9 protein-coding genes are annotated in these 11,506 nt (G+C 67.6%); 8 read left to right on the forward strand and 1 reads right to left on the reverse strand.

Annotated elements, in window-relative coordinates; genetic code table 11:
- Nucleotides 1–49: 49 nt before the first annotated feature.
- The 7 genes from HY058_04265 to HY058_04295 all read left to right on the forward strand — a co-directional run bounded on the left by HY058_04265 (nucleotide 50) and on the right by HY058_04295 (nucleotide 7,665).
- Nucleotides 50–1,252: a DUF4115 domain-containing protein gene (locus HY058_04265; GenBank protein ID MBI3496499.1), complete on the forward strand. Its 1,203-nt coding sequence runs from the start codon at nucleotides 50–52 to the stop codon at nucleotides 1,250–1,252.
- A gap of 124 nt (nucleotides 1,253–1,376) precedes the next feature.
- Complete coding sequence (ispG, locus tag HY058_04270; GenBank protein ID MBI3496500.1) at nucleotides 1,377–2,525, forward strand: flavodoxin-dependent (E)-4-hydroxy-3-methylbut-2-enyl-diphosphate synthase; 1,149 nt, start codon at nucleotides 1,377–1,379, stop codon at nucleotides 2,523–2,525.
- Nucleotides 2,526–2,541: 16 nt separating this feature from the next.
- Complete coding sequence (locus tag HY058_04275; protein MBI3496501.1) at nucleotides 2,542–3,786, forward strand: histidine--tRNA ligase; 1,245 nt, start codon at nucleotides 2,542–2,544, stop codon at nucleotides 3,784–3,786.
- A 7-nt stretch (nucleotides 3,787–3,793) separates the two neighbouring features.
- Nucleotides 3,794–5,050, forward strand: coding sequence for a glutamyl-tRNA reductase (locus HY058_04280; protein ID MBI3496502.1), 1,257 nt, complete (start codon nucleotides 3,794–3,796; stop codon nucleotides 5,048–5,050).
- Nucleotides 5,047–6,120 (forward strand): peptide chain release factor 1, encoded by a 1,074-nt coding sequence (gene prfA, locus HY058_04285; GenBank protein ID MBI3496503.1) that lies wholly within the window; start codon nucleotides 5,047–5,049, stop codon nucleotides 6,118–6,120. Before HY058_04280 ends, prfA begins: the two co-directional genes overlap by 4 nt.
- Nucleotides 6,117–6,971, forward strand: coding sequence for a peptide chain release factor N(5)-glutamine methyltransferase (gene prmC, locus HY058_04290; protein ID MBI3496504.1), 855 nt, complete (start codon nucleotides 6,117–6,119; stop codon nucleotides 6,969–6,971). Before prfA ends, prmC begins: the two co-directional genes overlap by 4 nt.
- Before the next feature lie 208 nt (nucleotides 6,972–7,179).
- On the forward strand, nucleotides 7,180–7,665 hold the full coding sequence (locus HY058_04295; GenBank protein ID MBI3496505.1) for a DUF4167 domain-containing protein: 486 nt from the start codon (nucleotides 7,180–7,182) through the stop codon (nucleotides 7,663–7,665).
- Nucleotides 7,666–7,699: 34 nt separating this feature from the next.
- On the opposite strand, the gene HY058_04300 is transcribed toward HY058_04295, so the two are convergent.
- Nucleotides 7,700–8,473 carry an MOSC domain-containing protein gene (locus HY058_04300; protein MBI3496506.1) on the reverse strand — a complete coding sequence of 258 codons (774 nt, stop codon included), beginning with the start codon at nucleotides 8,471–8,473 and terminating at the stop codon, nucleotides 7,700–7,702.
- Between the two features lie 164 nt (nucleotides 8,474–8,637).
- Between HY058_04300 and clpB the strand changes: the two genes are divergently transcribed.
- Complete coding sequence (gene clpB / locus HY058_04305; protein ID MBI3496507.1) at nucleotides 8,638–11,235, forward strand: ATP-dependent chaperone ClpB; 2,598 nt, start codon at nucleotides 8,638–8,640, stop codon at nucleotides 11,233–11,235.
- The last annotated feature ends 271 nt before the right edge of the window (nucleotides 11,236–11,506 follow it).

Here is an 11,506-nt window from a genome sequence, read left to right on the forward strand (position 1 = left end):
TAGCGGACCCTATACTGGCCAAGTAACGTCCAAGCTGAGTGGATTACCAATGGCGTTGCGACAGCATAAAGAGCGCGAGATCGCGCCGCCCGAATCGGGGGCGGGCGACGATGCGCGCGTGCTGGGACCGACGCTGATCAAGACGTCGCTCGGAACCGAGCTGAGGCGCGCCCGGGAGTTCCGGGACTATGAGCTGGTCGCCGTCGCCAGCGCGCTCAAGATCCGCCCCGATTACTTGCGAGCCATAGAAGACGGCCGCTACGACGTCCTGCCCGGTCGCGCCTATGCCATCGGCTTCGTGCGCGCCTATGCCGGCCTTCTCGGGCTCGACGTCGAGGAGGCCCTGGCCCGGTTCAAGCAAGAGGCGAACGGGATCGACCGCGTTCCGGTGCTGACCTTTCCCTCGCCGCCGCCGGAGGGCCGCGTTCCCGGTGGCGCGGTGTTGTTCGCATCGATCGTGCTTGGCGTGCTCGCCTACGGCGCCTGGTACTGGCTGACGGCGCGCGAGCGGTCGCTGGTGGAGCTGGTGCCCGAGGTGCCGGCGCGCCTCGCGCAGATCGTCTCCAACCTGGCGCCCTCGGGCGAGCCGGTGACCTTGCGGCTGCCGCGCGCCGATCAGGCCGAGGCCGCGGTGACGCGGAGCCTTCCCGATCAGCCGCGTGCGGCGCTGGGTTCGGCTTCGCCGATCAGCCCCGTTGCCGCCGCACCGAGCCCGGTTGCCGCCCCAAGCCAAACCGCGAGCGCGGCCGGCAGTCAACCGGCGCCGCCCATTTCCGGCGAGTCCGCCACCGCGGCGAGCGCTTCGGCGGAGCCCGGGCCGGTCGAAGAGGCCGCCGAGGAAGAAGATGGGGTGGCTCCGCCCCCGGAGGAGCGGCCGCCGACCGCCGTCGCCGACAGTTCCCAGCGTGCGGCCTCCGCCACCCCGCCCCGCTCGCAGCTGGCCGCCGTGCCGGCGGCGCCGGCGGTCGAGACCGGCGGCGGCCGGGTCATGCTGCGGGCCAAGGAGGAAAGCTGGGTTCAGGTTCGCGACGCCGACAATTCGCCGGTCATTACCCGGGTGCTGAAGCCTGGCGATTTCGTGCGGGTTCCCGATCGCTCGGGGCTCACCCTGCTCACCGGCAATGCGGGCGCCCTTGAAGTCTTGGTCGATGGCGAGCTGGTGCCGGCCGTCGGCCCCCGCGGCCAGGTCCGGCGCGACATCGTCCTCGACCCGGAACGGCTGAAATCCGGCACCGCCGCACCTAGGTCTTAAGCCTCGTCCAGCTCGAGGAGCCTCGCTCGGCTCTGTTCGAGGCCACTGGCTCCGTGCTACTTCCTCGCCTGCATCGATAGGCGCTGCTTCCGTTGCCGGAAGGCGCCCGACGGAGTTCGAAGTCATGAGCATTCGCCCCTACCGCGACGTCCATCGCCGCGCCTGCCGCAAGATCCATGTGGGATCGGTCCCGGTCGGCGGCGATGCGCCCATCGCCGTGCAGACGATGACCAACACGCCGACCGCGGATGCCAAGGCCACCATCGACCAGATTCGGCGGGCGGAGGAGGCGGGCTGCGACATCGTGCGCGTATCGTGCCCGGATGTGGAGTCGACCGCCGCTCTCAGGACCATCGTCAAGGCGGCGAAGATCCCGATCGTGGCCGACATCCATTTCCACTATAAGCGCGCCATCGAGGCGGCCGAGGCGGGGGCTGCGTGCCTGCGCATCAATCCCGGCAATATCGGCTCGGCCGACCGCGTGCGCGACGTGGTCAAGGCGGCCAAGGATCATGGCTGCTCCATGCGCATCGGCGTCAATGCCGGCTCGCTCGAGCGCGACCTCCTGGAGAAGTTCGGCGAGCCCTGTCCCGAGGCGATGGTCGAGAGCGCCCTCAACCACGCGAAGATTCTGCAGGATCACGACTTCCACGAGTTCAAGATCAGCGTGAAGGCCTCCGATGTGTTCCTGGCGGTCGCCGCCTATCAGGGCTTGGCCGAGGCCTGCGACTATCCCTTGCACATCGGCATCACCGAGGCGGGCGCCCAGCGCCTCGGCACCGTCAAGTCTTCGATCGGTCTCGGCATGCTGTTGTGGAGCGGCATCGGCGACACCATTCGCGTGTCGCTGTCGGCCGATCCGGTGGAAGAGGTGAAGGTCGGCTACGACATCTTGAAAGGCCTTGGGATCAGGCGCCGTGGGGTGACGGTGATCGCCTGCCCGTCCTGCGCCCGCCAGCAATACGATGTCATCAAGACGGTGGAGGCCCTGGAGGAGCGGTTGACCCATATCACCACGCCGATGACCCTCTCGGTGATCGGCTGCGTGGTCAACGGTCCGGGCGAGGCGCGGGAAACCGATATCGGCTTCACCGGCGGCGGCAGCGGGACGCACATGGTCTACCTGAACGGCCAGCCGGCGCATCGTCTGAAGGACAAGGACATCGTCGACCATCTCGTCGGTCTCGTCGAGAAGAAGGCGGCCGAGATCGAAGCCGCGAAGCCCGCGGCGACGCAAAGCGCTTTCAAGGAAAGCGCGAGAGCCGCCGAATAGCTGGAGATCTCGGTCCTTGGCAGCGTTGCAGCCGGTTCGCGGCACCCACGATCTTTTGCCGGAAGACAGCCGGCGGCATCGACATGTGATCGATACCGCCCGGCGCATCGCCGAGCGCTTCGGCTTCGCCGAGATATCGACGCCGATCTTCGAATTCTCCGACGTGTTCCGCCGCACCTTGGGCGAAACCTCCGACATCGTGTCGAAGGAGATGTACACCTTCACCGACCGTGGCGGCGAGGAGGTGACCTTGCGCCCCGAGGCCACCGCCGGCATCGCCCGCGCGCTCATTTCAGGCGGGCTCAGCCAGCACTTGCCGCTGAAGTATTTCTGCCATGGTCCGATGTTCCGCTATGAGCGGCCGCAGAAGGGGCGCTTGCGGCAATTCCATCAGATCGACGTCGAGCTCTTGGGCGTTCCCGCCCCGCAGGCCGACATCGAGGTGGTGGCTCTCGGTGCCGAGATCCTGGACAAGCTCGCCATCCTCGAGCGCTGCACCCTCGAGCTCAACACGCTTGGCGACAGTGACAGCCGCGCCGCCTATCGCAAGGTGCTGGTCGATTATCTCAGCGGCCATCGCGGCGGATTGTCCAAGGACAGCCTCGATCGCTTGGAGCGCAATCCGCTCCGCATCCTCGATTCCAAGGACGAGGGCGACCGCCGGATCTTGGCGAACGCGCCGATCTACAGCGCCTACCTCACCAACTCGGCAGCGGCCTTCTTCGCCGACGTCCGCAATGGCTTGGATGCGCTCGGCATCGCCTACACGATCAATCCCCGCCTGGTCCGCGGCCTCGACTATTACTGCCATACCGCCTTCGAGTTCATAACCGGCGCCTTGGGCGCCCAGGGCACGGTCATGGGCGGCGGGCGCTATGATGGCCTGGTGGAGGCCATGGGCGGGCCGGCGACGCCCGGTGTTGGCTGGGCGGCGGGGATCGAGCGCATGGCCATGCTGGTGGAAGATCTGCCGCCGCTCACCCGCCCGATCGCGGTGGTGCCGATCGGCGAGGCGGCCGAGGCGAAGGCGCTTCAGCTCGCCCACCGGCTTCGCCGCGACGGGTTCACCGTCGAGCATGGCTATGGCGGCAATTTGGCGCGGCGCTTGAAGCGGGCGAACAAGCTGAATGCCGCCGCCGCCTTGCTCATCGGCGAGAACGAGCTCGCCCGCAACGCCGCCACTCTGCGTGACCTTGATACGGGCGAGCAGGTGGAGGTCCCGCTCGACGGCTTGGCCGAGCGCCTCAGCCGCTACCGCTAGCGGAGCGATGGCCGAGGAGCCACGCGCTGGCCGCCTCGTCGTCGTCGGCCTCGATCATCGGTCGGCACCGGCCGAGTTGCGCGAGCGCTTGTTCATCGAGGAGCCGGCGGTGCCGACCGCCTTGCAGGAGCTCCGGAGCGCCGGCTTCTCCGAGGTTCTGACGCTGTCCACCTGCGACCGCGTCGTGGCGATCGGCATCGCCTCCGAGACTGAAGCCGCCCGCAACGGCCTTCAGCGCCTTGCCCGGCATGCGGGCCTCAACGAGAACGACGTGCTGGCGATGGCGCGAAGTTTCGAGGGCGAGGCCGCCATCGCCCAGCTCTTCGCCATCGCATCGGCGCTCGAGAGCCAAATCCTGGGCGAGCCGCAGGTCCTGGGCCAGCTCAAGGCCGCGCACCGTCTGGCCCGCGAGCTGGGCGGGCTCGGCGGCGAGCTGGAAGCCGTGCTGCAGGCCGCCTATGCCTGCGCCAAGCGCGTGCGCAGCGAAACGGCGATCGCCGAGCATCCCGTGTCGATGGCGGCCTGCGCCGTCCAGCTCGCCCGCGACCTGCATGGCGAGCTCGGACGCGCCAGCGGCCTGCTCATCGGCACCGGCGACATGGGCCAGCTCCTGGTGGATCAGCTGCAACGGGCCGGCCTGGGTCAGCTCGTGGTCGTCGCCCGCCAGCCGCACCGTGCCGAGGCGCTGGCGCGGGCATTCGGGTGCAACTTCGCCTCGCTCTCGGAGCTCGACCGCCTGCTGATCGGAGCCGACGTGATCGTCGCCTGTCAGGGCGAGGGGCGTCTGGCTCTGACGCTCCCCATGGTTGCTCAGGCCTTGCGCCAACGCCGCCGCCGGCCGATGTTCTTCGCCGACATGGCGGTGCCCCGCGATGTCGAGCCCGCCATCAACGATCTCGATGGGGCTTTCCTCTACGGAATCGACGATTTGGAGCGCGTGGCGCTCGCCGGGCGGACGCAGCGTACGCTGGCGGCGGAGGCCGCGCGGGCGATCGTCGCCGAGGAGGCGCGCCGGTTTTCCGAGAGCCGGGCCGAGCGCCGAGCGGTGCCCGCCGTAGTGGCGCTCCGCCGCCGGTTCGAGCGGCTCAGGGCCGAGATCCTGGGGGAGACCGGCGATGTCGAGCGTGCAACCGAGCTCCTGATCAACCGGCTGTTGCATGATCCCTCCGAGGCGTTGCGGCGCCTGGCGGCCGAGGATCCCGGCCTGCAGTCCGACGCGGAAGGGCTGGTCCGTATGTTGTTTCGCCTGGAGGATGAGGCATGAGTTTGGACGCGAAGCTCGACAAGGTGGTGGCGCGCCATGCCGAGCTGTCGGAAGCGCTGGCCGCGGAGCGCGTCGATCCCGGCAGCTTCGCCAAGATGTCGAAGGAATATGCCGAGCTCACGCCGATCACTGACGAGATCAAGCGGCTTCGGCAGGTTCGCGCCGAGATCGAGGGCCTGAACGAGATCATCGCCGATGGCTCGACGGACAGCGAGATGAAGACTTTGGCCGAGACCGAACGTGGCGAGCTCGAGGCGCGTGTCCCCAAGCTCGAGCGCGCCGTGCAGGTCCTGCTCCTGCCGAAGGACGAGGCGGATACCAAGAACGCCATCCTCGAGGTGAGGGCGGGCACCGGCGGCGACGAGGCGGCGCTGTTCGCCTCCGAGCTCTTTCGCATGTATCAGCGTTTCGCGCAGCTCAAGGGTTGGAAGTTCGAGACGATGGATCTGTCGGAGACGGCACTCGGCGGCTTCAAGGATGCGACCGCCTCGATCGTCGGGCGCAATGTCTTCGCCAGGCTCAAATTCGAGTCGGGCGTGCACCGGGTGCAGCGGGTGCCGGCAACCGAGGCATCGGGCCGTATTCACACCTCGACGGCGACCGTGGCCGTGCTGCCGGAAGCCGAAGAGGTGGACGTCCATATCGAGGAGAAGGACCTCCGCATCGACGTCTTCCGTTCGAGCGGCCCCGGCGGCCAATCGGTCAACACCACCGACTCCGCCGTCCGCATCACGCATCTGCCGACTGGGATCGTCGTGCAGCAGCAGGACGAGAAGTCGCAGCATCGCAACAAGGCGAAGGCGCTCAAGGTGCTGCGCGCCCGGATTTATCAAGCCCAGCGCGAGAGGCAGGAAGCCGAGCGGGCCGCCAACCGGAAGAGCCAGATCGGCTCCGGCGACCGTTCCGAGCGTATCCGCACCTACAACTACCCGCAGGGTCGCGTGACCGACCACCGCATCAATCTCACCCTCTACAAGATCGAGAAGGTGCTGCTGGGCGAAGCCTTGGACGAGTTCGTGGACGCGCTCACCGCCGAGGACGAGGCCGAGCGGATGGCGACGCTGGCATGACCATCGGCGAGGAGCTGAGCCAGGCCGTCCAGATCCTGGCTCAAGCCGGCGTGCCGCAGCCGCGCCTGGATGCCCGCGTGCTGCTGGCGCATGCGCTGGGGGGGCCGCTCGAGCCCCTGATGGGCGCTGGCGAGGTGAGCCTGCCGCCGGCGGTCAGCGACCAGTATCAGCGGTTCATTGCCCGGCGCGTTGGGCGCGAGCCGGTGAGCCGGATCGTCGGCCACCGTGAGTTCTGGAGCCTCAATTTCGTGCTTTCGCCGGCGACCCTCGACCCCAGGCCCGACAGCGAGACCCTGATCGAGGCGGCACTTGCGGTAAGCCGGCCGGAAACACCGCTTGCGGTTCTCGACCTCGGCACCGGCAGCGGTTGCCTGTTGCTGGCGCTGTTGAGCGAGAGGCCGCTCGCCACCGGACTCGGCATCGATATCGACCCGGAGGCTGTCGCCGTCGCCGGGCGGAACGCGGCCCGCCACGGCCTTGCCGGTCGGGTTCGATTTCAAGAGGGCGATTGGGGTGCGGGGCTCGATGGTCCCTACGATCTCATCTTGTGCAATCCGCCCTATTTGCCGACGGGCGAGATCGAGCAGCTTGAGCCCGAGGTGGCTCGCCACGAACCCCGCCTGGCACTCATCGGCGGGTCCGACGGGCTCGAGCAGTACCGGCGGCTCGGGGCCGAACTCCTTCGCCTCATCGGGTCCGCCGGCTTCGCGGTGGTGGAGGTCGGACGGGGCCAAGCCGACGAGGTGGAGGCGATCTTGCGGGCGTCCGGGCTCAGAACCGTCGAACGGCGGCGGGACTTATCGGCGATCGAGCGCTGTCTCACCCTGGTTCGGGCCGGCAACAGTGCCTAAGAAAAACAGGCCAGGCCCAAAATATCTGTTGGATTTACCGCGCGTTCCGACTACGGTTGCCTGCATAGACGAGCCGCTGGCTCCGCGCCCAGGGGGGCGCCCGAACAAAAGATCATCATAACCGGGGTCCAGAACCTTCAAGGTGAGGTCTGGGACCACAGCGCGCGGATCGCCGCTTGTCATTCCACATGGTCAAAACTAAGGCAATATGAGACAAGGTCCTCACCCCAAGCGGTCGCGGGGCCGCGGCAATGGCGGTGGCGGTGGTAGCGGCGGCGGCGGTGGCCGCAAGCACCATCTACCGCTTCGGCTCCAGACTTTCGACTCGAACGGTCCAGACGTTCGAATTCGCGGCAATGCCTACCAGGTGCATGAGAAGTATCTGCAGCTCGCGCGCGACGCTTCGGCGGCGGGCGACCGGGTGGCGGCGGAGAACTACTTCCAGCATGCCGAGCATTATTTCCGCATTATCAGCGCGGACTTGGCCAATACCCAGGCCCACCAAGGTCCGGGCGGCCTGCAGAACGGCAATGGCCAGCGCAATCCAGGCGACCCCCTGGGGCCGCCGGGCGGCCTGCCGTCGAGCGGTCTGCCGGTCGGGGCCGGAGGCCAGCCGCTCCTCGGCGGCGACCTGGACGAAGTGGACGAGGGCGGCCAGCCGCTCTTGCCGCCGCGCGAACCGAATCTCGGTTAGCCCGGCCGCTCTCGGTTAGCCCAGCCAATCTTGGCTATGCGGGACCGCCGGGCAGCGGTTCCAGAGCGTCGCCAAGGCTGACGGTTCCGGGGGCGAGCACTTCTGCGTAGACGCCCATATGGACATGGCCAAAGCCGCGCTCGAGATCGCGCGGGATGGCAAGATCGCGTTCCGCCGTCGCCGGATTGACCGTGGTGGCGGCGCACCGCGCGATGGGCTTGGCGACCCTCATCCGGGCGCTGCCAAGCCGGATCTCGCTTCCGACCCAAGACAGCTCCTCCCAGGCCGTGCTCCCCGTTAGATAGACATTGGCGCGAAAGCGCAGCTTCTCGACCGGCCGACCCACGACCCGGGCCAGATCCTCGACGCTGGCTTCGCCGATGATCGAGACACGCGGGTGCGAGACGTCGGCGAGCCCGGTTTCCGGCGCCTCCACCAGGCGAGGCTGGCCGCGGGCATCCTGGGCGAGATAGGCCCTCAAAAACTGGTCGATGATGGTGCGACCGATCGGCGTCGTGACCTGGCCCCGGGCCACCGTGCGGCCGTCGCGGGCGAGCGTCAACGTGCCGGAATCTGCCTCGAAATCCGCCGTGAGCGTCGCCAACCTCGAATTGCTCATGAGCTGGAGGAAGGCGGTCTTCGGCTGCCAGCGGGGCTCGGTCTGGTCGTATTGGGTGGTGCCGTGGGCGATGGCGAACCGCCGGTCATGGGGAAAGCCGCGCCCGGGCGATAGTTTGACGCAGGTCAAGGACTCGGCCGTCAGGCCTTTGACAGGGTAGCGGTAGAGGCCACTGACCAGGATCGGCATGGGCGGGAGCTTAGGGCTAGGAGCCCGTCTGAGCCATGGGTCCGGCCGTCCTGAATCCCTTGTGTGTCCGTTTTGACACGCCCATATGGTTTTCAGTCGGTCGGCTCCAGGGCGGCCGGAGACGCCGGGCTCGCTCGTGAGCCGGCGGTCGAGAGGGGAAATTCATGGATTTCGAGAAATATTCCGAACGCTCTCGCGGCTTCATCCAGGTGGCGCAGGATCTGGCGATGCGGCGCGGCCATCAGCGGCTGACGCCCGAGCATCTCTTGAAGGTGCTGCTCGACGACAAAGAAGGCTTGATCGCGGGCCTGGTGAAGAACGCCGGCGGCAACCTCGAGCGCATTCGCGCCTCGGTCGAGGCGGAGCTGGGCAAGGTGCCGCGGGTCGAGGGCGGCGGCGCCGGCCAGGTGTATCTCGCGCCGGAAACCGCCCGAGTCTTCGAGCGTGCCGAGGAGCTGGCGACAAAGGCCGGCGACAGCTTCGTCACCGTCGAGCGCCTGGCATTGGCCTTGGCGCTCTCCGAAGGATCGCCGGCGGCGCGCATCTTCAAGGAGAACGGTGTCACGCCGCAAGGCCTGAACCGGACCATCGACGAACTGCGCAAGGGCCGCAAAGCCGATACCGCCGGCGCCGAGGCCGGCTTTGACGCCTTGAAGAAATACGCCCGCGATCTCACCCAGGTGGCGCGGGAGGGAAAGCTCGATCCGGTCATTGGCCGTGACGAGGAGATCCGCCGCACCATTCAGGTCTTGTCCCGGCGCACTAAGAACAATCCGGTGCTGATCGGCGAACCCGGGGTCGGCAAGACGGCGATCGTGGAGGGCTTGGCGCTTCGCATCGTCAATGGCGACGTGCCGGAGAGCCTCAAGGGCAAGCGGTTGCTCGCCCTCGATCTGGGCGCCCTCATCGCCGGCGCGAAGTTCCGCGGCGAGTTCGAAGAGCGCCTGAAGGCGGTGATGGCCGAGATCTCGGCTGCCGCCGGCGAGATCGTGCTGTTCATCGACGAGCTGCACACGCTGGTCGGCGCCGGCAAGGCCGAAGGTGCGATGGATGCCTCCAACATGCTGAAGCCGGCGCTCGCCCGCGGCGAGCTGCACTGCGTCGGTGCCACCACGCTCGATGAGTATCGCAAGCACATCGAGAAGGATGCCGCCCTGGCCCGGCGCTTCCAGCCGGTCTTCGTCGCCGAGCCGACGGTCGAGGACACGATCTCGATCCTCCGCGGCCTGAAGGAGAAATACGAGGTCCATCACGGCGTGCGCATCACCGACAGCGCCATCGTCGCGGCGGCGACCTTGTCGCACCGCTACATCTCCGACCGGTTCCTCCCCGACAAGGCGATCGACCTCGTCGACGAGGCGGGGAGCCGGCTGCGCATGGAGGTCGATTCCAAGCCCGAGGCGATCGACGAGCTCGACCGACGCATCATCCAGCTCAAGATCGAGCGCGAGGCCTTAAAGAAGGAAAGCGATCCGGCCTCGCGCGAGCGCCTGGAGCGGCTCGAAGGCGAGCTCGAGGGGCTGGAGGCGGACCTCAAGGACCTGATGCTGGAGTGGCAGGCGGAGAAGAGCCGTCTCTCGGGCTCGCAAAAGTTGAAGGAGCAGCTGGACCACGCCCGCGGCGAGCTCGAGATCGCGCAGCGCCAGGGCAACTTGGCGCGCGCGGGCGAGCTCAAATACGGCATCATCCCCACGCTCGAGAAGCAGCTCTTGGGGGCGGAGGGTGCGGCCGGCAAGCACATGCTGAAGGAGGCGGTGACCGAGCAGGACATCGCCGCCGTGGTCTCGCGTTGGACCGGCATTCCCGTCGACAAGATGCTAACGGGCGAGCGCGAGAAGCTCTTGCGCATGGAAGCGGCCTTGCGCGCCCGCGTCATCGGCCAGGACGAGGCGATTATCGCCGTCGCCAACGCGGTCAGGCGGGCGCGCGCCGGGCTGCAGGATCCGCACCGTCCGATCGGCTCCTTCCTGTTCTTAGGCCCGACCGGCGTTGGCAAGACCGAGCTCACCAAGGCGCTGGCCGCGTTCCTGTTCGACGACGAGGCCGCCATGGTCCGCATCGACATGTCGGAATACATGGAAAAGCACGCGGTGAGCCGGCTCATCGGCGCGCCGCCGGGCTATGTCGGCTATGACGAAGGCGGCGCCTTGACCGAGGCGGTCAGGCGGCGCCCTTACCAGGTCGTGCTGTTCGACGAGGTCGAGAAGGCGCATCCCGACGTCTTCAACGTGCTCTTGCAGGTGCTGGACGACGGCCGCTTGACCGACGGCCAGGGGCGCACCGTCGATTTCCGGAACACGATCATCGTGCTGACATCCAATCTCGGCAGCGAGGTTCTAGCGAGCCAGAGCGAAGGCCAGGAGAGCGAAGAGGTGCGCGCTGAGGTGATGGCGATCGTGCGCAGCGCCTTCCGGCCGGAGTTCCTGAACCGGCTGGATGAGATCCTCTTGTTCCGGCGCTTGAGCCGCCAGCAGATGGCCGGCATCGTCGATATCCAGCTGGAGCGCCTGCAGCACATGCTGGCGGATCGCAAGATCACGCTCGAGGTCGACGAATCGGCGCGCGCCTGGCTCGCGGCGGCCGGCTACGATCCGGTCTATGGCGCGCGGCCGCTGAAGCGCGTGATCCAACGGGCGCTGCAGAATCCGCTGGCGAGCTTGATCCTCGAGGGCAAGATCCACGAGGGCGAGGTCGTGTCGGTTTCGACCGGCGAGGGCGGCCTGCTGATCGGCGGCATACCGGTCAAGGCGGCGGCCGACTGACGGCGCAATACGCGATCGCGCGCACCCTTGAAAACGGCCCGCGCGCATTCCTCCGAGCCTGCCTCGGGGGCGAGGCCGGAGAATGTTGACAGGCTAGGGTGCGCAGCGTATAAGCCGCGCCTCTTGCCCGGTGGCGCTGTGCATCGGGCATTGCTCTTTGACAGTGTTTATAGGATGGAAGGGATGCGTGGGCGGCGGCGCTTTTAGGTGCTGTTTTGGCTCGCGCGTCTTGGTAGAGAGAACGCGTAAGACAGGATGGTTCCTGTTGGTA

It is taken from the genome of Pseudomonadota bacterium, from assembly GCA_016195085.1.
Taxonomy (GTDB): Bacteria; Pseudomonadota; Alphaproteobacteria; order SHVZ01; family SHVZ01; genus JACQAG01.

Coding starts and splice junctions, on each gene's coding strand:
- HY058_04265 (MBI3496499.1), top strand. CDS start 50: ATGGCGTTGCGACAGCATAAAGAGCGCGAGATCGCGCCGCCCGAATCG.
- ispG (MBI3496500.1), top strand. CDS start 1,377: ATGAGCATTCGCCCCTACCGCGACGTCCATCGCCGCGCCTGCCGCAAG.
- HY058_04280 (MBI3496502.1), top strand. CDS start 3,794: ATGGCCGAGGAGCCACGCGCTGGCCGCCTCGTCGTCGTCGGCCTCGAT.
- prfA (MBI3496503.1), top strand. CDS start 5,047: ATGAGTTTGGACGCGAAGCTCGACAAGGTGGTGGCGCGCCATGCCGAG.
- prmC (MBI3496504.1), top strand. CDS start 6,117: ATGACCATCGGCGAGGAGCTGAGCCAGGCCGTCCAGATCCTGGCTCAA.
- HY058_04295 (MBI3496505.1), top strand. CDS start 7,180: ATGAGACAAGGTCCTCACCCCAAGCGGTCGCGGGGCCGCGGCAATGGC.
- HY058_04300 (MBI3496506.1), bottom strand. CDS start 8,473: ATGCCGATCCTGGTCAGTGGCCTCTACCGCTACCCTGTCAAAGGCCTG.
- clpB (MBI3496507.1), top strand. CDS start 8,638: ATGGATTTCGAGAAATATTCCGAACGCTCTCGCGGCTTCATCCAGGTG.